The organism is Sporocytophaga myxococcoides (assembly GCF_000775915.1).
GTDB classification, from domain to species: domain Bacteria; phylum Bacteroidota; class Bacteroidia; order Cytophagales; family Cytophagaceae; genus Sporocytophaga; species Sporocytophaga myxococcoides_A.
Map to the genome: position 1 here is coordinate 114,699 of NZ_BBLT01000005.1, position 22,842 is coordinate 137,540.

General features: G+C 36.2%; 18 protein-coding genes. 10 read left to right on the forward strand and 8 right to left on the reverse strand.

What is annotated here, in order from left to right; all coding sequences use genetic code 11:
* Positions 1-2: 2 nt before the first annotated feature.
* Positions 3-878 (forward strand): outer membrane beta-barrel protein, encoded by an 876-nt coding sequence (locus MYP_RS13135; RefSeq protein WP_045464212.1) that lies wholly within the window; start codon positions 3-5, stop codon positions 876-878.
* Complete coding sequence (locus MYP_RS13140; RefSeq protein WP_052430185.1) at positions 853-2,100, forward strand: hypothetical protein; 1,248 nt, start codon at positions 853-855, stop codon at positions 2,098-2,100. The genes MYP_RS13135 and MYP_RS13140 overlap by 26 nt, the downstream gene beginning before the upstream one ends.
* A 175-nt stretch (positions 2,101-2,275) precedes the next feature.
* On the opposite strand, the gene MYP_RS13145 is transcribed toward MYP_RS13140, so the two are convergent.
* Together MYP_RS13145 and MYP_RS13150 are read right to left on the reverse strand one after the other, a co-directional pair.
* A complete protein-coding gene (locus tag MYP_RS13145; protein WP_045464214.1) occupies positions 2,276-2,710 on the reverse strand; it encodes a DMT family transporter in 435 nt (144 codons plus the stop codon).
* A 160-nt stretch (positions 2,711-2,870) separates the two neighbouring features.
* Positions 2,871-3,068, reverse strand: a complete 198-nt coding sequence (locus MYP_RS13150; protein WP_045464216.1) for a CsbD family protein — start codon at positions 3,066-3,068, stop codon at positions 2,871-2,873.
* 384 nt (positions 3,069-3,452) lie between these two features.
* Between MYP_RS13150 and MYP_RS13155 the strand changes: the two genes are divergently transcribed.
* On the forward strand, positions 3,453-4,508 hold the full coding sequence (locus MYP_RS13155; RefSeq protein ID WP_045464218.1) for a hypothetical protein: 1,056 nt from the start codon (positions 3,453-3,455) through the stop codon (positions 4,506-4,508).
* Positions 4,509-4,607: 99 nt separating this feature from the next.
* Here the strand turns inward: MYP_RS13155 and MYP_RS13160 are convergent, their stop codons facing one another.
* From MYP_RS13160 to MYP_RS13185, 6 genes are all read right to left on the reverse strand, one after another.
* Positions 4,608-5,381, reverse strand: a complete 774-nt coding sequence (locus MYP_RS13160; RefSeq protein ID WP_045464219.1) for a tetratricopeptide repeat protein — start codon at positions 5,379-5,381, stop codon at positions 4,608-4,610.
* A gap of 4 nt (positions 5,382-5,385) precedes the next feature.
* Positions 5,386-7,314: a PrsW family glutamic-type intramembrane protease gene (locus MYP_RS13165; protein ID WP_045464220.1), complete on the reverse strand. Its 1,929-nt coding sequence runs from the start codon at positions 7,312-7,314 to the stop codon at positions 5,386-5,388.
* A gap of 205 nt (positions 7,315-7,519) precedes the next feature.
* The gene (locus MYP_RS13170) at positions 7,520-9,946 is read right to left on the reverse strand and encodes a TonB-dependent receptor (protein ID WP_045464221.1); all 2,427 of its coding nucleotides are present in this window, start codon (positions 9,944-9,946) and stop codon (positions 7,520-7,522) included.
* Complete coding sequence (locus tag MYP_RS13175) at positions 9,939-11,276, reverse strand: HTTM domain-containing protein (RefSeq protein ID WP_045464223.1); 1,338 nt, start codon at positions 11,274-11,276, stop codon at positions 9,939-9,941. The genes MYP_RS13170 and MYP_RS13175 overlap by 8 nt, the downstream gene beginning before the upstream one ends.
* A 19-nt stretch (positions 11,277-11,295) precedes the next feature.
* Positions 11,296-12,465 carry an imelysin family protein gene (locus MYP_RS13180; protein WP_052430186.1) on the reverse strand — a complete coding sequence of 390 codons (1,170 nt, stop codon included), beginning with the start codon at positions 12,463-12,465 and terminating at the stop codon, positions 11,296-11,298.
* A gap of 118 nt (positions 12,466-12,583) precedes the next feature.
* Complete coding sequence (locus MYP_RS13185) at positions 12,584-13,741, reverse strand: DUF4856 domain-containing protein (RefSeq protein WP_045464225.1); 1,158 nt, start codon at positions 13,739-13,741, stop codon at positions 12,584-12,586.
* Between the two features lie 279 nt (positions 13,742-14,020).
* Here MYP_RS13185 and MYP_RS13190 point away from each other — a divergent pair, with 279 nt between their 5' ends.
* The 7 genes from MYP_RS13190 (at position 14,021) to MYP_RS25090 (ending at position 22,842) form a co-directional block, all read left to right on the forward strand.
* Positions 14,021-14,650 carry a TetR/AcrR family transcriptional regulator gene (locus MYP_RS13190; protein WP_045464227.1) on the forward strand — a complete coding sequence of 210 codons (630 nt, stop codon included), beginning with the start codon at positions 14,021-14,023 and terminating at the stop codon, positions 14,648-14,650.
* Positions 14,651-14,654: 4 nt separating this feature from the next.
* A complete protein-coding gene (locus tag MYP_RS13195) occupies positions 14,655-15,965 on the forward strand; it encodes an ABC1 kinase family protein (protein WP_045464662.1) in 1,311 nt (436 codons plus the stop codon).
* Positions 15,966-16,116: 151 nt separating this feature from the next.
* Positions 16,117-16,434 (forward strand): DMT family transporter, encoded by a 318-nt coding sequence (locus tag MYP_RS13200; protein WP_045464229.1) that lies wholly within the window; start codon positions 16,117-16,119, stop codon positions 16,432-16,434.
* Between the two features lie 233 nt (positions 16,435-16,667).
* On the forward strand, positions 16,668-17,726 hold the full coding sequence (locus MYP_RS13205; RefSeq protein ID WP_197060080.1) for a helix-turn-helix domain-containing protein: 1,059 nt from the start codon (positions 16,668-16,670) through the stop codon (positions 17,724-17,726).
* A gap of 166 nt (positions 17,727-17,892) precedes the next feature.
* A complete protein-coding gene (locus MYP_RS13210) occupies positions 17,893-19,587 on the forward strand; it encodes a DUF1800 domain-containing protein (protein WP_045464233.1) in 1,695 nt (564 codons plus the stop codon).
* 2 nt (positions 19,588-19,589) lie between these two features.
* Positions 19,590-20,810: a DUF1501 domain-containing protein gene (locus MYP_RS13215; RefSeq protein WP_052430187.1), complete on the forward strand. Its 1,221-nt coding sequence runs from the start codon at positions 19,590-19,592 to the stop codon at positions 20,808-20,810.
* Positions 20,811-20,970: 160 nt separating this feature from the next.
* Complete coding sequence (locus tag MYP_RS25090; protein ID WP_052430188.1) at positions 20,971-22,842, forward strand: sensor histidine kinase; 1,872 nt, start codon at positions 20,971-20,973, stop codon at positions 22,840-22,842.

The following is a 22,842-nucleotide window of genomic DNA, read 5'->3' on the forward strand; positions in this document are numbered from 1 at the left end:
ACATGAATCGTATTTTACTGTATTATATTTTTGCTGTTTTTATTATGACTCTTTTTCCAGGTACTGATGCAAATGCTCAGGGAAACAAGAGAAGAACGCCGACTTCCAGAAGGAATGCTGAATTCCTTGAGAAGCAATGGTGGATAGGAGTAAGAGGAGGTCTTAGTTATTCTAAAGTAAAGCCTGGTGACCGGTATTCCGTATTCAGTTCTACCGAAGGGGAACCAAATAGTCTTGATAAAAAGTATAATGGTTTTAAGGGGGCAGGTGCACTGGCAGGACTTGAACTTACCTTTACCTATAAGACCGTTTCGCTGAGCTTTCAGCCAAATTATAGAAGACAGAGATTTAGCTACAGCAACAGATATGAATGGAAAGATACTTCTGGTGTGGTAACTTTTGATTTGAATTATAAACAGGACCATCAGCTGGATTATATTGAATTGCCGCTTTTAATCAAATATGACATACTTAAGAATGCCATTAAGCCTTATGTGCAGGCAGGTTTTTACTATGGTATATTGAGCACCGCAAATAAAAAAGTTGAAATCAACGGTACTGATAAGGCTTCCGGAGGAACTGAATTTAAACAGCCTGATATCATGGTTGGTGCAAAGGATTTGTTTATCCGATCTTCTATTGGATTTATGGCAGGTGCAGGAGTAAGCTATGATGTAGGAAATATTAAGGTCTTGCTGGATGTCAATTACCGCTTGGGAACAAATAATATTACAAACAGAAAGAATAGATATACCAATAACGCTCTTAGCGGAGCGGGCGATGCGCTGGATGATCTGAAGCTCAGAAATATCAGCATTAATCTGGGGTGTCTGCTTCCAATGAGGTATGTCAATGCAAATAATTTCAGATCAAGATAATAGTGCAGGAATGAACAGGATTACAGTATTATTGGGTGCTTTAATTATTCTTTTTATTACATCTTGTGATATTAAAAAGAATAAAGATGTAAAGCCCGAGACTTTTTTGAAGATCTATGATCATTCGGATATAACATCGGAATATATTCCCTACGATATTCAGCAGACTGCAGATGAAGGTTTTCTAATCCTCGGAGGAAGGAAGGTTGCTGAGTCTCCTTTTAAAGGCGTTTATGTAATGAAGACCGACAAAGACGGAAATTTTGTATCTGAGCAAAACGTTCCTTCTGATTATGTTAATCCTGTGAATCAATTGGTAAAAGTCGGAAATCAGGTTTTTTTCTTCTGCATGGACCGCCTGAGTCTTGAAGCAAAACTCATGAAAATAGATGAAGCCGGCTTGGCATCAGAGGTAGCAGGATTAGGTTTGTTATATCCGCTTTCTGCTTCTTTAAATGGAGATAATAATAGTCTTACATTGCTTAGTTATAACAGAGAAGATAAGAGGACTGTTGTTTCAAGAATAAGCACAAGCGGTGCTATACTCAATCAAAAATCATTTGACATAGGTTTTGGAGATTTTGATGCTGAACAATCCATCATTGAACATCTAAGTGGACAAGGCAAACACCTTCCTTTTTTCTGCGGACAGTTAAATAATAACACCTATTATTTCAATGCATTCTACAGATACACCCTTTCACTTGTTTTCTTTGATATGCTTTCAACTGATAGAACCCCACGAGTTGGTTTGGTGCAAGGTTATCAGGATGAAAGAGTGATCAGCAGCCTTGTCTTTAAAGGGAATGGATTTGCAATATCACGATTTGCCTATGGTGATAATTTCTTTATTCCGAATGTCACATTAAACTATGCCCCCAATGCAGTTTCTTCCAGTTCTGATATCCCCGGAAATAAAATGTTTGAACTAAAGCCAGATGCCAATGTCGTCCTGAAAAACTGTGCCTTAAACAATGGCAATACGCTTGTTTACGGCTCTGATACCAAATCCGGACAAATTGCTCTGTATTTTTATGATGTAAATAGTGGAATGCTTTTAGGTAATAAGTACCTCGGCTCAATGAATCCTTATACATTGGCAGGTTATACCGTTGCCAATGATAAAAGTCTTGTTGTTGCAGGCACTACCTGGATTGCAGGAAGGTTCCCCCGAATCTGTATTTTTAAAGTTTCCAAAGAAGAGCTGGATGAAGCAATGTAGTTTTTGGTCTCTTCTGTTTACTTGTGGCTCCAATCTACCCTGATCCATGGCTTGTCCGGTAATTACTTTTTATTTTGAAGTAAAAGTAAAATAATGAGGGCTGTTGGAGAGGCTAGTGAAGCGGGACACTCATTTTGAAAACGCGCGTCAGTCAAGAGATGCATCAATTCTCTCTTTACTTTTTATGAAAAAGATAAATAGAACATCCTAACAAAATAATAGCAGTTACTCGTTTCCAGTCAATTGGAATTTGTTTATCACCTATAAATCCAAAGTGGTCTATTAAAGTGCCGGTGATCAGCTGACCTGCGATCAGTGTAACGAGTGCAGCAGCAATACCTATTCTCGGAACAGCCGTAACCATGATAAGGATATAAACAGCTCCGAGCAGGCCACCTGTAAGCTGCCATCTTGGTGTTTCAAGAGCAGACATGATGTTACCCTTTCTCAAAAAGGCCAATAAAATGGAAAGGAAAATGGTGCCTACCAGAAATGATATAAATGCTGCCTCCAGAGCGCCAACCTTTTTCCCCAGTGTACCGTTCACCCCAGCCTGAATAGAGGTTGCAGCTCCGGCAATAAATACAAGTAAAAGTATAATCCAGTTCATTTGAATTCGAATGAGGGTGCAAAATTACAATATAAAAATGAGACATTTTTGGAGGATGATCTAAATTCAAAAAAATAGGGAATAAAATAAAAAGCCCCACCTAAGGGGCTTTCTTATATATTGATTACTTACAAGCTATTAAACATGAATAATTGCGTGATTATTCACGGTACTCAGATTCAAAAACGAGGGCACGAACTTCATCTTTTGTTTTGCCTGTTTTCTTTTGTAGTCGGCCGATAAGTTCATCTTCTTTACCTTCTTCGTAAAGAAGATCATTATCAGTTAAATCGGCAAACTCTTGCTTCAATTTGCCTTTCATTTCATTCCAACTACCTTTTAATTTCAGGTTATCCATAATATTAGAAATTAAATGATTGGTGATTTTTTCAAGGCTTCTGCCTATATTAAAAACATTCCTGATTTATAAAAAGGTCTGTTTTGTTAAAATAAAATTAAATACTTTTTTCGGGAAAAATTTAAAAAAGTTAAGTGTTTAGCAACGAGAATATTCCTGTAGATATCCTTTAAAAAGGGCCATTTTAAGCTAATTCAAGGCCGGATGTATTAATTGAAAATATATAATTTTTTTGCTAGGGAATTGCACATCTGAGGAAACCAGCTTTTATTATTTTTGAATATCAGCTTTCTGAGTAGTATTTTTATTTATCTCAAATAGTTCAATATGTACAAGTTTAAAGGTTTAAATTCGGTTGTTTGTTTAATAATCATTTTCATATCAATGTCTTGTAAGAAAGATAAAGATGAAGCGGTTGATTTGAACAATGGGGTAGTCTTCCTTAAAGTAGGAACGACTTATACTTACAGCTATTCAGGAGAAACCGTTACCTCCGCTGTTGAACAGGAGGCTGGTAAGGACACCTTTCTAATAAGGAACTACTCTCAGACTATAGATACAATATTTCCTGCAGTATATTATGCTCTAAAAGATGGAAATTTCTCCAGATCAATCAGATTAAGAGATCCGGCCTCTTATGTAGTGGTTTGTAAATTCAATCATCCGGAAGGAACTACCTGGAATGTGACGGATGAATATGGAAGAGCCTCTGTTTTAACAATTGACTCTGTCAATACAAAAGTGAACACTGGCAAAGGATGGATTACAGATGCAATAAAAGTCAGAAGTGTCACCGGAAATAATACAAGCTTCAGTTATTATTCCCCTACAGTCGGATTTATTGGTAACGGGTCTGTTGATACAGAGGCAGTAATTCAACTTACAGATTATTCTGTTTCAACTACATCACCTACAGGAGCTTCATATCCTATAACATTGGGCAATTTTCCATTTACTAAGATTGGAAATGAGTGGACCTTCGAGGAGACTACTGCTTCCGGAAAAGATAATGTGACGAAATCCATTGAAAATAAAATTGGCAAATCTAATATCTATAAGGTAAAGGTAACACGTGAGTTTCAGCCTGACCTTATTACATTTGAATATTGGTATGAAGACCATGGCAGATTAATGGTTTATGAGGATGGTGAAAATGCCTTACAGGCCGATGTTGTTTATATTGATGAATCATTATCAAAAGTTGGAGACGGGTGGGTTTCTAAAACCAAAGATGGAAGCATTCTTCTTTCAAGAATCAGTAATTTGAATGTAACACAGTTCACTGGTTGGGGGAATTTACCATCTGAAGAAATAGAGATTAAAAACAGAGAAGGCTTGTCAGCAAAAGATTACTGGAATAAAGATAAAGGAAACCTTCTTACTACAGGAGGTATTAACAGAGTGCTGGTAAATTCCAATGCCAGGATCTCAAAGTTTTAAGCATCGTTTACTTGCTTTATTTCGTCAAAATGTAAACAAAAGCCCCGACCTTCGGGGCTTTTTTATTGATCAGAATTATACTGTCTCGTTTTTTACTAACTACTGAGCCATTAAACAATTTTTTTCAGCCAATTCATTTGCTGCTTCAAATCCTTTGTTAATTGCGTTTCCACATTCCATACATGCAGTTGAAGTATTTCCCAAGGCAAAGTTGCATAAAGCTTTATAATAATATATTTCCCCTAATGAAGGTTTAAGAGTTGTAGCTTTGTCAAAGTCTTTAAGTGCGTTTTGATAATTTTTTAATGAATAGTAGCAATGTCCGCGTTCGGTATATGCATTAACTGATCTGTCTTTTTTTAGAAATGAATTATAATTTTCTAATGAAGCAGCATACTCTCTTTGTGCAAATTTTATTCTTCCTAAAAATATATCTGAGCTATCTATATATGGAGACATTGTTTTTGATTTTTCAAAATTTTCAACTGCTTCTGTTGTATTATGTAAAGCATAATGAGCTCTTCCTAATAAATAAAAATAGCTCGCATCCGGGTCATCTGTATGCTTTAGGGCTAAGTTTGTGTATTTAAGCATTTCATCATAAAAGCCTAAATCCTGGTTTATTTTTGCAAGAAGGAGAAAGGCATTTTCATTTGTGTTATCATAGTAAAGACTTAGATGACAATAGTCTGTCGCATTATAATAATCCTTAGTATTCATGGCCAATAAGGCTCTTTCATATGCAACTTTAGAATATTTGATATTGAAATAATAGTAAACAGAAATACCTACTATTACAAATCCTACTATTGATAGAATTGTCCAAAGGAAGATTTTGCCCGATTTTTTTTGATTTTTACTGTTAGTAGACATGTGATTATTTAAGAGTTATTAGTGCTTTGTCAAGCAATTTAAAATCATCTATACTATTTATATATTGTAGTTCGGATATAGGGATAAAAATGGATACATCTGCTTTTTGCTTTTTTGATTGAAATCTCAGAAGACTCTTACTTTTCAAAACAAAATTTGAGATACTATTAGTTGAATCTGCTGACGAGTCGGAAATAAACAAGAAATAATCAGTGTCATCAGATATGGAGACTTTTGAGACTAATTTTCCTGTTATAGGAAAAGCTTCAGGATGGAAAGACTCTTTGGCTGCAATTAAAACAAATTCTTTTCCCAGCAGTGAATTTTCATGCATCCTGGATGTGAATATATTGAAGTCGAATGAGGCTAAATAGCCTGGAAGGAGGTTTATATTAGTTAATCTAATAGAAAGGAATGCCATGAAAAAAATGTTTGTTACAAGACCATAATACAAAACATCATTTGCCTTGTCAGCCCCGTTGATAATCCCGTTTAAAATATATTCAATCAGAACTATCGAAAAAAGTCCTGCAATAAGGTATTGTTTTAATCTGAGGTTATTAACCTTGTATGAATCATTAATTTTTACAGAAAGATTGAGTGCATTATTAATGAAATATATCCATATAAACATAGAGGTTAACATAAAGATGAATGTATATAGATAAAGATTGTAAGCATACTTATTAAAGAGCCAGAAGTCATAAATGCCATGAGACAAGGCAGCCAGTAGAATTCCCAATGATAAGTTGAGAATAAAATTTTTGTTTCCTTTTATATTCGATAAAAAGATCAGATAAACAATAATAGATGTATCGAATACATGTGATATCACGACCATCAATCCTCTTGAATGAATAATGTTTAGTTGATCAGTTTTAAAGTAAAGCAGGTTTTCTACAGTTGCAAAACCTATTGCCGATGCCCCTGCATAAATGAATAAGTGGATTGGTTTTGTTTTCTGCGAAAGAAATGCATATATAAAAAGGAAAGGGATAATCTTTACAATTTCTTCAATTAAACCTATACCTAAAAAGCAGTAAAGAAAATCATTTACGATTCCACCTGTTAATGTAAATCCAAGCTTTAATCTATAAAAGTCATACAGAATAAAGCACAAAAAAGAGGTAACCATACTTATTAAACAGGTGAGTAAGGCTATCAGTATGTGATTTAGCTTTATCCTGATTATAAGGAATAGAAAAATCAACCAGACGATCCCAATTAAAACAGAGGCGATTAGTGAAGGAAGAGATATTGTGATGCTGAACCTTTTTAATAAGTAGTCAGAGTAATTCCCTGTCATGAAATTCAAATCATTAATAATTTTATCATCCCATTTTATAGAAAGTTTACTTTGGTAGATGAGTTTATTAAGATCTGAAAAATTGCGACTCTGGTAATATGCTTTAGAAAGGTTTTTAAAAACCACTTCATCTTTCTCTCCAAGATCAATTTCCTTTTTAAAAGAATTTGCAGCCTCATTACCATATCCGAGTTTTAAAAGTGCCAATCCTCTTTCGCTGTTGTAATATTTTAAAGACTTGTTGTGAACTTTATTGAAATATTCATTGGCAATTGCATATTGATTAAGCCTGGAATTAATAATCCCTAATCCCCAGTTGCCTATATCCGTAACTACTGAATCATAATATTGTATATAAGACTCATAGTAAGCTTTAATAGATTGATCTTCCCTGTATGTATATCCGATTGGGGTTTCAATAACATATGGTTTATTGAAATGCTGATTTATAAATTTATAATGCAGATCAATATCAAGGGTATCAATATTGGGGGCATGAGCTGTTAAAGGTGAATATGAAAGATCAACATTTTGCTCTTCCCAGACTTTGGGCTTTTTTAGGGTGAGGTTGATTATAGAAAAAAATAATATCCCAATACTCAGGAGGATAATGTAAAATCTTATCATTTAATATGTTGGATTGATTTAATGTTCTGAAAAGTAAGTAGATAGATAAAAGCTGTCCGGACAAAATGTTCCTATCTTTTTTACGAAAAAAATATAAAATCAGATATAGAACTGTGAAAAAAATGAAATAAGGTTACTGAATCTATAAATAGTTGAAATTGAAGCTGTCTCTTTTAGAAAAGAGAAGCTTTCAATTTATACAAACTTATATCTTTACCTGCAAAGTCAGATAATACCCTCTGCCATCAGAAGGCAGGATTCCCGGTCCTGGATAACCTGTAGCTCTGCGCGTAAAATACATCTGATTAGCAAGGTTATTTACGCTGCCTTCCAGTTTAAATATTTTATATTCATAAGACAAGCTGAAATCCATAATAGTATAGGCGGGAATAATTCCTATAACACCAGAGGCTCCGCCATCCTTCTCATTGGTGGCATCAGTAAACTGATCGGAGAGATGAGTGACCTGAAATGAAGCTTTGAGGTTTTTGTATCCGGCTCTCAAACCTGTCTTTAAGTTTACTTTTGGGACAAACTCAACTTGACTTCCCTTTACTCTTTTCAATTCACTTTTTAAATATCTTGAATGAATCACTGCAAGGTTTACAAAGGCTGATCCATTCCAGTTTTCTGTTTTGAGCTTGGTAAGTTTGAAGAAATCTCCTTCAAGATAACTTTCAACTCCTGTCATGAAAGCCTCTCCGATATTACCTCTTTTTCTGAGGGTATTGTCGTATTTATCAGATGCCGGCGCCTCTCCAATTCTGTTTGCATACTTAACATAAAACAAGCTCAAATCATATATAATAGCGTTTGTCTGCTCACTTCTTATTCCTAAATCAGCAGAGTACCCTCTTTCATCTTTCATATTAGGGTCAATAACAGACGAGGGATTAATAATCTGCATATCGTTGAATGTAATGGATCTGTAATTCTGGGATATATTGGCATAAATATTAATCCTGGAAGTGGGCCTGTAGCCAAAACCAATTCCTCCTAGAATAAACTGGCGGTTTTTAACTCTGTTTTCTATAACAGAAATAGTGTCTCTGACAACTCCTGCATTATTGGTTACCAATGTTATTGCTGTACCATCTGAAGTTGTATTGATGTACTCATACCTGATTCCAGGTGTGATGGAAAACTTGTCAGAGAGGTAAATGATGTTTTCTGCAAACAATGCTACATTGTTATTAGGAAAAAGATAATCTGATGAATTCAGAGATTTATATTGATAGTCTGGTATATAATTGAAATCGACATCCTTACCTGCACTGCCTAATCCCTGAGTGCTATGATTTAATCCATGGTAAAAACGTCCTCCAACCAGCAATACCATGTTTTTGGGACCAATCGTATATCTTTTTAAAAACCTTGCTTCGGCGCCCCAGTTGTTAAATTCTCCTTTAATAAGATCTCGCTTGCTATTGTCGTCAGGCGATTCAACCCTGATAGGTCGGAACCCTAAAGAATATCTTGAGGCAGAAAGACCGAACATACGGATGTTAAATTCACTTGAAACACTAAACTTATGTGTAAAGTGAATAGCAGCAAGGTTCCAGTTCACTTTGAACCAGTTTCTGGCTCTGTTGCTTTGTCTGGGATCTTTATTAAACATGGCGTCATTTAGTCCGCCGGCTTGTTGTGCAAGGTAATCCATTAATGTTATATCAAGCCCGATAGTGGATTTGGGAGAAAGCTTATAATTAAGATTAGTGTAAAAATTATAAGCATCAAAACCAGAATTTGGTCTCCATCCATCAGCTCTTTTATATTGGAAATAGGAATAGTAACTAACCTTTCCAACTGTCCCGCTAAGACTTGTAAAGGCATTATAGAAGCCATAAGAGCCGACACTTTGTCTTGCAACAAGCTGAATTTTTTTATCTTCTACAGGTTTTCTTAAAACAAAATTCACCAAACCTCCAAACTGAGTTCCATACTGAAGAGAGGCTGCACCACGAACGATCTGAATTTTTTCTATAGCCTCAACAGTTGGTGTATAATAGCTTTCAGGATAGCCTAGAGCGTCAGCGCTGATGTCATATCCATTTTGTCTGACATTAAAGTTGGAAGTTCTGTTTGGGTCCAGACCTCTGCCACCAATACTGAGCTGAAGACCGGCTCCGTCATTTTCATATATGTTCAATCCTGCAACACGTGAATATATTTGTCTGGCATTATTGGTGGCGAGGTTTACTGTCAGTTTATCCGGAACGATCACTTCTGATTTTTTACCTTCATAGATTCCCATATTTTCAACAGCTCTCAGGTGACCTTCGTCTACAGGGGTGTGCTTCACAATTACCTCATCTAATACACTATAGACAGACTTCATGCATACCCTTACATAAGTGTCTGCTTTATTAATAGAAACCTTTTGATAAGTTGTATGATATTCCAGAAAAGAAGTTACCAGTGTATATTGGCCGGCAGGCAAATCTTTGAATTCAAATCTTCCCAGAGAATCGGTCGATGCAAATATACTTTTTTCGTTCAGGTAAACATTACAGTTTTTAATAGCAGAACTATCAGGAAGGGAAAGCACAGTCCCTGACAAATTATATTGCGCAAAGAGGTTTGATGAAACTAGGCAAACCAAAAATAAACTTAATATTGTATACTTAATCATTGTATGATAATATCCAGGACTTGTGATTAAAGGACTCCACCTCAGATGCCAGGTCTATTTTCGGATCAACCAGCACTCTTCCGAGTCTTCCATTCAGTGTTACATATGAATCCACAAATACCTGTGGTTTTTCGAAACCATTTTTTGCATAATGGTCCCTAAGTATATGCGCATATTGCAAGATCATATCCGGTTGGGTGGCCATCATTTTTTCCTGAAGTTTTGTGAGAAATTCATTGTTGTTTACTATGATCCATTTTCCGGATATAGCATCTCTTACCTTAAACTCTGCATATCCAGCCTTTTCAATAAGCATTACTCTCCAGGAAAATCTGAAACCCTCTTCGGTCCAGAACAACTGGCCGGGATATAACAGATATCTGAAAGGCAATACAATTTGAACAAAGAAGAACAATGCGAACACACCAATAATTACCTTCTGATTTAATTGTTTGAATGAGTATTTATTGGTAGTAGAAATAAATTCCTGCGATCCCTTGAATAATTTGTTGAAACGAGAAAGCAGTTTAAAATGAAAGTCCTCTGAAAAGAATATCAGTGCAGTGACCATCATGATATAGGGAAACATCCCGATTGGGAATAGGAGAGATGTTAGTAAATGAAATACTATAACGGCAGCATATGCTGCCAGTCTTGTCTTTTTATTCCACAGAAGGAAAGGAATGGTAAGATCATAAAGGAAACCAAACCAGCTAAACAAATAGGGTGTCCATTTATAGTTAAATAAAAAGCCGATAAGCGGCATGTCATTTCTTGCAATCAGCCATATCTTTAAAGGCTGCGCATGTAAAAGCCAGTCGCTGTTGATTTTGGCTATTGCTGCAAAGAAATACAACATGCTTACAAATAGTTTAATGGTAACCAGCGTCCATGCTGGGACAAAACCTGAGTGAAGTTTCTTATTGAATTTAGCATCAATGGAAAAGAATACATGGACAGGCAAAAAAATCATCAGCAGGCATATCATACTGATGAAGTAATAATGATTCAGGTAAGTACTTTTATCTATCAGTTCAATATAGGTAAAGCTCAGAAAAAGGGTGATACTGGCCAACCTGTAGAATAATCCCAGTGCAAAAAACAATGCAGATAAACCGCAGACCGCAAATAAAAGATAGGTATAGTTTCCTAGTGGAACAACAAACTCAAAACCATAAAACGGAAAATAATATTTCGGACTGATATAGAGATCTTCAATCCAGCCTTTGTTCCAGAAACGGATAATTCCAAACAGCAGCATAAAACCCAGTCCGATCCTGAAAACAGCCAAAGGTGCGGCCGAAACTGTTCTTTCGAAATAGGTTTTCATAACTGTTTAAGATTTACTGCTAGTCTCCGTCGTTGTCTGTATAGGTGATGGTAATGCTCATAGCAGAAGTCATGTCTACTTTCAGCATTCGCGTAGCTGTCTGCAATTTACTATAGACAGCGATCATTGCCTGATTGTTTGTTCTTACTTCTGTTTCCAGATCAGGATTTAAACCATTCATAGCTGTTGCTATAGCTATAAATTGTCCGTTTAACGTATCCGTCAGAGGCTTACCTGATTTAAGGTCTTTTGCTTCGATCGCATTCAGGTAAGTCTTTATAGAATTACCTTCTTCACCGGTTTTTACACTTTTACCATTAAAGAAATCAACAGATGCCTGATGAGCGGTAATAGCAAGTGTACGGGATAAGTCTTTTTTATAAAAAGCTTCTACATCACTTGGATAGGCGGTTGGGTTGCTTGACATCGCCCCGGAAGGAATTCCGATTTTCCCTGATCTGATATATCTTTCATAGTTGAAGACAAAGCCATTAATCAATAGAGAAGTGGAAGAGTATATGTCCAGAGAAGTTTTAGAGACAAAGTGTTCTCTGTATCCGGCATTCCATTCATTGTAGGTCTGATTGAATTTAGAATTCATTTGATCCACTATCTTATTTACATAGGCCAGTTTTGCATTGGCATCAGCAGCGGTTGTATATTCAGTCAGGATGGCGTCATCACCTTCACCGATACCATTCAAAAGATAGTCCAATGCAGGGAAACCCTGAGCTGTGTAGTTTGCAGGTAAATTTAAATTTGCATTGCCGCTGGCAATATTTTCAGTGATCCCGTTATTGGTCCCATTAATAGTGGTTGTGGTGTTAATTGTTGTAGGATAGATATTGAAAAAGTTTCTCAATGTATGTCTTTCTGCAGGTCCGACATCAAACAGTTCCACTTTTTGCCATTCTGTATAAGCATCAACCCAGGCCTGTCGAAAGGCGATTAAATTAGCGGAAGTCGGATTGGTAGTAAAGTCCTTTGACTTTTCCGTCATTTCATCCAATTTAATTTTAAATCCGGCATAGGAAGGAAGAATAATATCATCCGCAATAAAAGTAAGCATGGTGCTTCTGTCAAATCCATCTACATTATTGTCTGTATTATCCTTATCTTTTGAGCATGAAAAAAATATTAGTACAGAAAGAATTAATATTTTGGCAGTCAGAAGGTTGGTGTTTTTCATGTCTTTTTAATGAAAAATAGAAGCGATCGATCTCGATAAACCGACCACTTCTATCTGAAATTTTATCTTTGTTTAAGCTCAGAACCTGCAAAGATAATGAGCTTTTTCTATTTTATTACTACAGGTTGAATTTAGCTTTAATTGCGTCAGACGCTGCATTAACTTTATCATTATATAGCCCCCAGAAACCTCCTTCAAGGAGATTATCAAGAATATCGTCTGAGAATTTGGCATCAGCCCCATTGATTTTGCAGAATCTTAAGGAGTAGATGAAACCAACTCCTTCACCAATTGCATGGGCATTAGCAGCAGTAGTGGTGGCACCTGGTTTCCATTTTCCCAGGTATCCTAAAGCAGCAGAAGCTATTGCTTTCTCAAACTCAGCTCTGATCAGGTCAGCCTGAGCTTTAAGAACTGCTTTGTCATTGTTTATAATAGCTGCACGGCCTTTCAGGAATGCTGCATGAAGTTTCTTGTATCCTTCTTTATTATATTCCCAAACATAAGATCCTAAAAATGACTCATTTGGGTCTTTGGTCGCATCAGTTGCGGTAGCTGCATAGATATCGTTCACAGTTAGCAGACCATAAGCCTCATCCCAGTTGTGCTCTAGCTGAGTGTATTTTTTTCCTGCTACCAGTTCGGTGTTGTTAGCATCTAATCCTTTGCTCAAAAGTACGTTTCCGATATAATCCAGTTGAAAGCCACCGATAAGTGATTTAGAGATCACCTGTATCCATTCGATTCCATACTCATCAACAAGGTAAGTCCCAAGTTTTCCTGCTTTTCCTTCTTCAGCTGTTTCAGCAGCGCTTTCACTAGCCTCTGCTATTGAATTAAAAGCCATGATAATATCCTCGTGAACGGATTCCTGATCTGCTTGAGAAAATGAACTTGCAGTTACACTTTTTAGTTGCAAATTGCTTGAATTTAAGTCAGTATAAGGAGCAACAAAAGAGTTGTTGGTATTCTCAAACATTCCGGCCAAAGCTGTAGCGGAAATAGCTTTAGTTTCACTTGCTGCGGATTTACCATAAGCATCAATAGCTTTCAGCATTCTAAGTCTTACTCTTCCTTCAGTACGGTCTACCGTGCTATCTCCATTGTTATCAAAGAATAAAGGTGAATTATATGAAGTAGTTGCAGTTAAAGCATTGTAATCAACCTTTGTAGTACGGAACCCAGGTTCTGCAGGGGTAGGATCATCTTTATCCTTTTTACAGGCAGTAATTGCAAGGCTTAATGCCAAAAATGCAAGTGGTAGTTTTGTTTTCATTTGATTTTATTAAAAAATTCTATGGTTATTTAGACTAATTTTAAATACAGGTGCAATTTTAAGGATATTTAGACTAATTACAAATACAATTCAGAAAAATTCTAAATAAAAGTTTTGAGAGTGAATGGATTTTAGAATTGGGGGGAAAAGTTTTAAAGGAGCTGAAAGATATCTTTTATCAGTGCAAATCTTTTATTTCAAATCCTTGTTCCCTAATTTGAATAGAATGCAGGGAATCTGCGTTATCCAGTTATATAATACAATCTAAACTTATTTTTTATGGACAAACAACAAATTTTGGAGACTTATAAAGTCTATCTTCTAGAAAATGGTAAAATTCCAACATCTGTATACTCTTTTTGTAAGTTATTAAATATATCAGAATCAGAGTTTTATGGGTATTATAATTCCCTTGAGGCAATCGAGCGTGATTTCTGGCTCCAGGTATTTGAGTCTTCTCTCACTCAATTAGAGCAGGATCCTATTTATCAAAACTATTCTGCCCGCGAAAAACTGCTGGCCTTCTATTTCGTGTGGATTCAGAAAATGAGAGAAAACAGAAGTTATGTGCTCCTGAAAAAAGACAATCTGAAGCTCTATGAAATTGCTAGCAATAATGTTCTTGACGATTTCAAAAATGCCTTTTATAAATACGTCGATACACTGATTAAACAAGGAGTGGAAACAAGGGAGGTAAAAGAACGCAAGTATATTTCCGATAAATATAAGCACGGCTTCTGGCTTCAGGCTTTATTTGTACTGAATTACTGGGTTGAAGATACCAGCAACAATTTTGAAAAGACTGATGCTGCTATTGAAAAAGCTGTAGATTTGAGTTTTAGGCTTATTGGAGAACATACAATGGACAGCCTTATCGACTTCGGGAAATTTTTACTGACCAAAAAGTAAGATGATGAAAGAGCAGGAAAACATTCCCACAGGAAAGGTTGAGAGAGCTACACGATTTGTCAGTGCGGGTATCAAGGTTGGTGGTAATTATGTAAAGCATTATACCAAAAAACTGCTGGATCCTTCTTTAACAAAGGAGGATTTGCATGAAGACAATGCAAAAGACATTTACAATACATTAAGCAACCTCAAAGGCAGCGCCCTTAAAGTCGCTCAAATGTTGAGTATGGATAGAGGAATGCTGCCAACTGCTTATGTAGACAGGTTTTCCCTTTCTCAATACAGCGCTCCTCCATTATCTGGTCCGCTGGTTGTAAATACATTTAATAAAACCCTTGGTAAAAGCCCGCAGCAATTGTATGACCACTTTGATATGCATGCCTGCAATGCTGCGTCGATCGGTCAGGTACATAAAGCTGTAAAAGACGGAAAGAAACTTGCGGTAAAAATTCAGTATCCCGGAGTGGCTGGTAGTGTGAGTTCGGATCTTAAGATTGTTAAACCATTTGCAATAAGACTGGTCGGAATGAAAGAGGTGGAAATGGATAAATATTTTGAAGAAATAGAATCCAAGCTTCTTGAAGAAACGGATTACAAATTAGAGGTACGTCGTTCTATTGAATTATCAGAATCCTGTAGTCATATAGAGAATCTTGTTTTCCCGAAATATTATCCTGAGCTGTCTTCAGAAAGAATCATTACCATGGACTGGCTTGAAGGCAAGCATTTGAAAGAGTTTATTGATACCAATCCTTCTCAGGAAATCCGAAATAAAATCGGACAAGCCCTTTGGGACTTTTATCATTTTCAGGTCCATCACCTCAGGAAAGTGCATGCAGATCCACATCCTGGTAATTTTCTCATGCGTGATGATGGGACTGTAGGCATATTTGACTTTGGTTGTGTAAAGGAAATTCCAGAGTTTTTTTATGAAAACTATTTCAGACTGACCAACAGGGACATTTATAAGGATGAATCGAAATGGAAACAGATTTATACTAATCTGGAATTGATTCATCCAAATGATACTGAGGAAGATATGCAGTTTTTTTCTGGTCTGTTCCACAAGATGGTAGACTTGCTTACTTTACCATTCACTCAGGAGCAGTTTGATTTTGGTGATGAAACATATTTTAAGGAAATATATGCTTATACAGATTATGTTTCAAATCTGAAAGAAGTCCGTAATTCAAAAGTAGCAAGAGGATCAAGGCATTCACTTTATATTAACAGAACCTACTTTGGGTTATATTCTATTCTAAGTGATTTAAAAGCAAATGTGAAAACAATGTTTGTACCAGAGGTCCAGCTGTAATTCTTTATGGTTGAAAATACTGATGAGTAATGTTTTTTAACATAAGCTAAAAAATATGATCCAATGTCTTTTGATCTTTGCAGAAAGGAATTTTAGCCTGTCATTATAAGTTTCTTGTGGAATAGGCTAAATTTTTAAAAATTGTAAAATCATGTATTGGATCATTTTAATTATTGCGGGTTTGTTTGAAGTTGGGTTCACAACCTGTCTCGTGTTATCAAAAAACTTTACTAATCTTGTTTGGGCAGCTGGTTTTTTCATTTGTATTGGGCTGAGTTTTTTTCTTTTGAATAAAGCTTCACAGGGTATTCCGATGGGAACTGCTTATGCTGTATGGACTGGAATAGGTGCAGCAGGCACTGTAATCGTAGGAATGATATTTTTCAAGGAACCAACGGATTTCTGGAGGTTGTTTTTCATAGCCACACTGATTTTATCCGTTGCTGGATTGAAGTTTGTAGCCAATTGATTGAACTCCCAGGGTAATATATCTCAGGCGGTATATATTCTCAGATAGCTCATCGTTAAAGTTTTCAGATATAATACCAAAGGATGATAATGTTTTGTAATTTTATCCTTTGGTATTATTAATATCGCACTGACCGAAATTTGATGAAATCTGCCTGGTTCCAACTTATTCTGACATTTTTCAATAAGAACTTAAAGTTTTTATTAGTACTTCTTCCCCTTGCAATTATTTTAATGACCTTTCCTTTTTACTATAAATCCCCTTTAAATCTGATTCAATATTGCTTAGAAAATCCCCAAGACAAAGAATTGTATTATGGAATATATGATGACAGGAATAGTGGAGGGAACTCTGTCTCAGAGGAGATAAAAAAAGCAGACAAAATTGTTTTCAGCTACACTTTGAAAAAAGGTGTGGAATATCCTTTTTCCGGAATAACTTTTTATCCGATAAATCCGAGTTTTATTGATCTTTCAGGTTTTGATGAAATAAAACTGAAGTTAAAGGCAAAAGAGGGGAAAAGGCTTAAACTTGCCATAGGTACAAGTATTCAAAACTATTCGAGGAATGTAGATTTCAATTCATACAAAAACAATCAGGTTATAATCAATTCTGATAAAGACTTCAATGAAATAACTACAGATTTAGCTGATTTAGAAACTCCTGAATGGTGGTTTACTATCAATCAAAAAACCGAGAATGAAATCGGTAAATCAGATTATTCTAAAGTGCATTATATAAATATTTCCAATTGTGTATCTATTCCTTTGGATAAGGAAGATCAGATAGAAATAGAGGCGTTGATTTTTTATAAAAGTCTCATCCCTTTTATTGTATATGCTGCAGTCGGTTGTCTGGTTTATTACATTTTTCTCTTCTTTATTATTAGAAAAAAAGAAAAGTCAGTTGTTCCGCTACAATTCACTTATAAGAAAACGGAGGTTTTGAATCATTTTGAAAAAGAGGAGGAAGCTGTTTTTCAATATATTACATCTAATTATTCTAAATCTGAGCTATCAATTTTGGATGTTGTGGACGCTACAGGAATCTATGAACAAAAGGTTTCTTCCATGATAAAAAAGAAAACTGAGATGAATTTCAAGCAGTTTCTCAATAGTCTTAGAATTACTGAAGCAAAGCGGCTGCTGAAAACCTCTGACCTTCAGATTTCAGAAATTGCCTATAAAGTCGGATATGGAAATGTCTCTCATTTCAACAGGGTTTTTAAGGAATCCGAAAAATGCTCACCAAACGATTTCAGAAAACAGGATCAAAAATCTACAATTAGTTGATTATCCTTCTTATTTAGCCTTTTTTAGCTTTTTGCAAAGCCTTTTAATTTTTTAGCAAACCATTTTCAGGGACGAAAGCCTACTTTTAGCGTTAAGGAAATTATAAAATTCTTATTGGAATTTGTCTTTTTCTAATTTCTGATAATCCATAAAAAAAGAAAACTTAATGATAAAAAGAAGGACATTTATTCAGGCCGGATCACTCATGGCGCTCCCTTTTCTTCTTCCTGAGAAATTGCTGACGGCAAAACCTCTTGAGTTAAATTCCACAACTTTTCAAAGCCAAAAGGATCAAACGTGGAACTTGCTGGGGAAAGTAACCTACGGACCCTTAAAGAAAGATATCCTTAAGGTTAAAAAGAACGGTTTTCAGGCTTATATAAAGGAACAGCTGAATGCGCCATCGGAGGACAGTCAGGAAATTTTACAACGTATCCATTCAACTCAACTGGACATTAAATATGACTATAATGGTTATAATGTGGATGAATGGAGGCCCATTACTTATCTTGATAAAGATCTTAAGTTTTGCAGAAAAGAATTTGAAAAGGTAAAAGAAAAAGGCTGGCACGAATGGATAAGGCCAGGAATGGAAGTCGTAAGTGCTAACTGGATCCGTGCAGTTTACAGTCCATGGCAGTTAAAGGAAATGATGGTTGAATTCTGGCACAACCATTTTAATGTAACAGTAAATGGTGATATGGCTATGGGAAGCTGTATGCCAACATATGACAGGGATGTTATCAGGAAACATGCATTTGGAAATTTTCGTCAGTTTCTGGAAGATGTGGCTAAAAGTCCGGCTATGCTTTATTATCTTAATAATAAATCCAGTCAGGCTAGTCCAGCAAATGAAAACTATGCAAGAGAACTTTTTGAGCTTCATACACTGGGCTCAGAACACTACCTGAACAGTCTCTACGACAGATGGAGAGATGTTCCTGGCGCTTTGGAGGGAAAGCCTGTGGGATATATAGACGAAGATGTATATGAAGCTTCAAGGGCCTTCACCGGATGGACAGTGGCTGACGGCAGTTTCATCTGGAGGGGCGGAGGTCGGGAGGAATTTCCGGATACCGGAGAGTTTTTTTATTATGATGCCTGGCATGATAATTATCAGAAAAGAATACTCGGTCATGAGATAAAGTCAAATATGCCAGCAATGTATGATGGCAGGAAAGTATTGGATCTGGTTGCTTTTCATCCGGGAACTGGAAAAAACATCTGCAGAAAGTTTTTGCTTCGATTTATGGGGGACGATTATCCTTCATCCTTGCTGAGTAAAGCTCAAGCCGTATGGTTGCAAAATATTAATTCCCCAGATCAGATAAAAATTACCTTGCAGGCTATCTTTGAATCTCCTGAATTCTTGAATTATAAAGGACAAAAGGTAAAGCGACCATATGAATTCATTGTTTCAGTCGCAAGAGCTACAGAAGCAGAATTTACCCCCACTATGATGCTGCAATGGCAGATCATGGGAATGGGCTACAAACCTTTCATGTGGCCCGCACCTACAGGGCATCCGGATAAAGATAGTAACTGGATGGGGCCCGGAGCTATGCTAACGCGATGGAGAACTATCAGTTCAATTTTATATTGGAAGGGTATGGGTGTATTTAAATTCAAATTTGCTGAACAAACTCCGGGAGGACTTTCATATCAGGCTATTGCAGATTACTGGTCTGAAAAACTTACAGGAATCAGGCTCCAGGAAAAGTACCGTTCCAGGATTGCTGTTTTGCTTGCAGATAATGCAGCACCTGATTCTATACCAACAATCAATGAAACACAAATGGAGCAAAAGCTAACCATGCTTGCTCAATTTTTATTGTCAACTCCGGAATTTCAAACTCGATAACCATGGATAGAAGATCGCTTATAAAAGGATGCGCCGAATACCTGATGACAACAGGATTAGGCTCGGATTATTTTTTGACTGAAGACGATTCAAGAGAAACTATAGTAATTGTATTTCTCCGAGGGGGCATGGATGGGTTGAATTTTCTAGCGCCCGTAGACGACAGTCATTACAGAGCTGCAAGGGGAGGCAAGATGGCCTTGCAGGAAGATGCTTTAAAGATAAACCAGAATCTTGTTCAGGCTGATTTCAGATTACACCCTGAAGCTTATGCATTAAAAGAATTGTATGAAAATAAATCCCTTGCTTTGATTCACGCTGCAGGGCTTACCAATGGAACAAGGAGTCACTTTGAAGCCCAGGATCTGATGGAGCTTGGAAGTAACAGTGATAAAAATCTTTCTCAGGGCTGGCTTACCAGATACCTTCAGTCATTTCACAAAGGTAATATAGTACCAGCATATGCTATTGGATCAATTCCTCCTGCATCTTTGCTTGGAAGCATGGAGCAAATGAATATTACTGAAATGAAAAATCTAAGTCTGGATTTTGGTCCGGATCTTATTAATATGCTCTCAGAAATGTATGGAGCTGGTAATTCTCTTGTACATCGATCAGGTAAGGGAGCGCTTCAGAACATTGCACATATTGCCAAATCATCAAAAGGATTAAGTTTTGATTCCTACACTCCTGATAAGTCGGCTGATTATTACAGCTCATGGCCAGGAGAGGAGCTGTCAAGTTCCTTTAAGACTGTAGCTCAGCTCATTAAAATGGAAGCTGGCCTTAAGATTGCAACCATAGATTACGATGGCTGGGATATGCACGATAATCAGGAATGGAAATTTCCGAGGTGGATACAGGCTTTGTCATGGAACCTTAATGCCTTCTACAATGACATTCATGCTTATCATAAAAAAGTGACAATTGTGCTGATGACTGAATTCGGGAGAAGGCTTAAGGCCAATAAAAGTGGAGGTACAGATCATGGGCATGGAAGCGTAATGATGGTGCTGGGAGGAAATGTCAATGGAGGAAATATGTACGGATCATGGCCAGGACTTGCAAATGAACAACTGGACAATGGTGTAGATCTTGCTGTAACAACTGATTATCGAACCGTATTGAGTGAGATAATGGTCAAGAGAAATCTGGTAAAAGATCCTCAGATGATATTTCCAAAATTTAATGAATATAAAGGAGGATTAGGGATAATCCGATAACGATTGTGTTTATTGAGTATAGTAGTAGGAGCTTGCCGAAAGGCAGGCTTTTTCTTTTTACCTTCTTATAAATATCCGGATAAGATTTTATGATTCAAAAAATGTTTTTTTAAATTCAAAATGCTAATATTTGAGTTGTGACTAAAAAAATTTAACAAGAATGCGGATTTTTTACAAAATATTCATTTCACATGTGGCTATAGGATTATTTTCAGTCCTCATACTCTCATTTTTGTTTTATAATATTCTTAAAAAGTCACTGATAGAAAGAACTCTTGATCAATTGTCTTCGGTCAATATTCTTAAAAAAAATCAAATGGAGAATTATTTTAACCGAACAGAAAAGAATCTGATTTTTTTATTCGGTCGGACAGATTTTCTTGAGAAAACCGATGCAATTGCCGATATAGAAAAACATAAAGTTTACCTCGATGATCATCAGAAAAACGAATTAAACAACATTGGTAGTCTTTATGATTTTGATAATATTATTATCGCAGATAGTCACCTGAACAGTATTTATGCCTTAAATGCAGATACTGCTTTTTTAAAACAATTTACCCGTACCAAAGCGGATAGTTTAAAAGAATTGAACAAGGACTTTGTGTACTATGATGCATCTATATATGACCATGTAGGTCATCCCGTTTTGCTATATATAATTCCATTGCATTCCCAAAAAGATCCTCTGCATCCGGGAGGGTTTATCGTTATAAAAGAACATTTCTCAAAGTTTCAAAGAATTTTATATGAAAGAACAGGAATGGGAACAACGGGGGAATCGTATCTGGTAGCATCAGATAAAAGAATGCGCTCTGTATCCAGGTTTTTCCCTGATAGTCTCCCTTTAAATATACATGTAAATTCAGAGGCTGTTCAGAATGTTTTTAAAGAAGAAGGCCGGCATATTTTACAGGATTACAGAAATATTAAGGTATTAAGTGCTTATAGAAAATTAAACTTTGACCTTCCCTGGGCAATCATTTCCGAAATTGATTATCAGGAAGCTGTCAAACCGATTAATCAGCTAAAAAATTATATCATAGCTATTACAGTAGTACTAATAATAGTAATATTGATTGTTACCTATTTTATCTCTAATGCGATTTCAAATCCGATTTTGTATCTCAAAGATATAATAATGAGTTTGTCCAAGGGAGTTATTCCCGGATTTTCCATAAAGAGCAAAGGAAATGATGAAATAGCCCAAATTACAGAGGCTACCAGACAGCTGGTAGAGGGTACAAAAAGGACTACTGAATTTGCCCATCAGACCGGAGCTGGTAATTTTGAAGCAACATTTACAACCCTAAGCGACAAGGACACACTGGGCCTTGCTCTATTGAGTATGAGGGATAAAATTAAAATGCTTCAGGAAAGAGAAGTAAGGCTGGTAAGGGAAAAAGCATCAGCATTATTGGAAGGTCAGGAAAATGAACGTAAACGTTTTGTAAGGGAGCTACACGATGGAATAGGTCAATTGCTGACAGTGGTCAAACTTCGTCTGGATGCAATGGAGGCAAAGGATAAAGAAAAGCAAGAAGAAAAACAGGAAGTACTGGATCTTGTTAATAATACAATTGGGGAAGTAAGAAGGATATCCTATAACGTGATGCCTAGTGTTCTCGTGGATTTTGGGCTGGAAGCGGGCCTGAGAGGTTTATGTGATAATGTAAAAAAATATTCCCGATTGAATATTGAATTTACTTACATAAAAGAAACAGACAAACCTTTGAATTTTGAAGTAAGTGTTCCTGTTTTCAGAATAGTTCAGGAGGGATTGAATAATATTATAAAACATGCGAAAGCTACAGATGTATTTTTGGATGTTATGGAGCAGGATGACTATTTATATCTGAAACTTAAAGACAATGGGATTGGCTTTGATAAAGCTGATGTAATAAAAAAGGGAGGATTTGGCTTAACTAGTATGAATGAAAGAGCTAAATTGCTGAATGGTGAGTTGCATATAGAATCAATCCAGGGGGAGGGAACAATTACAGAACTTGAAATCCCTATAAACAGAGATTAA

Bases quoted from the DNA above. Each gene is read 5' to 3' on its own strand.
- MYP_RS13195 (WP_045464662.1), top strand. From the start codon at position 14,655: ATGAAAGAGCAGGAAAACATTCCCACAGGAAAGGTTGAGAGAGCTACA.
- MYP_RS13190 (WP_045464227.1), top strand. From the start codon at position 14,021: ATGGACAAACAACAAATTTTGGAGACTTATAAAGTCTATCTTCTAGAA.
- MYP_RS13185 (WP_045464225.1), bottom strand. From the start codon at position 13,741: ATGAAAACAAAACTACCACTTGCATTTTTGGCATTAAGCCTTGCAATT.
- MYP_RS13150 (WP_045464216.1), bottom strand. From the start codon at position 3,068: ATGGATAACCTGAAATTAAAAGGTAGTTGGAATGAAATGAAAGGCAAA.
- MYP_RS13215 (WP_052430187.1), top strand. From the start codon at position 19,590: ATGGATAGAAGATCGCTTATAAAAGGATGCGCCGAATACCTGATGACA.
- MYP_RS25090 (WP_052430188.1), top strand. From the start codon at position 20,971: ATGCGGATTTTTTACAAAATATTCATTTCACATGTGGCTATAGGATTA.
- MYP_RS13140 (WP_052430185.1), top strand. From the start codon at position 853: ATGCAAATAATTTCAGATCAAGATAATAGTGCAGGAATGAACAGGATT.
- MYP_RS13180 (WP_052430186.1), bottom strand. From the start codon at position 12,465: ATGAAAAACACCAACCTTCTGACTGCCAAAATATTAATTCTTTCTGTA.
- MYP_RS13165 (WP_045464220.1), bottom strand. From the start codon at position 7,314: ATGATAAGATTTTACATTATCCTCCTGAGTATTGGGATATTATTTTTT.
- MYP_RS13160 (WP_045464219.1), bottom strand. From the start codon at position 5,381: ATGTCTACTAACAGTAAAAATCAAAAAAAATCGGGCAAAATCTTCCTT.
- MYP_RS13145 (WP_045464214.1), bottom strand. From the start codon at position 2,710: ATGAACTGGATTATACTTTTACTTGTATTTATTGCCGGAGCTGCAACC.
- MYP_RS13135 (WP_045464212.1), top strand. From the start codon at position 3: ATGAATCGTATTTTACTGTATTATATTTTTGCTGTTTTTATTATGACT.
- MYP_RS13175 (WP_045464223.1), bottom strand. From the start codon at position 11,276: ATGAAAACCTATTTCGAAAGAACAGTTTCGGCCGCACCTTTGGCTGTT.
- MYP_RS13170 (WP_045464221.1), bottom strand. From the start codon at position 9,946: ATGATTAAGTATACAATATTAAGTTTATTTTTGGTTTGCCTAGTTTCA.
- MYP_RS13210 (WP_045464233.1), top strand. From the start codon at position 17,893: ATGATAAAAAGAAGGACATTTATTCAGGCCGGATCACTCATGGCGCTC.
- MYP_RS13205 (WP_197060080.1), top strand. From the start codon at position 16,668: ATGACCTTTCCTTTTTACTATAAATCCCCTTTAAATCTGATTCAATAT.
- MYP_RS13200 (WP_045464229.1), top strand. From the start codon at position 16,117: ATGTATTGGATCATTTTAATTATTGCGGGTTTGTTTGAAGTTGGGTTC.
- MYP_RS13155 (WP_045464218.1), top strand. From the start codon at position 3,453: ATGTCTTGTAAGAAAGATAAAGATGAAGCGGTTGATTTGAACAATGGG.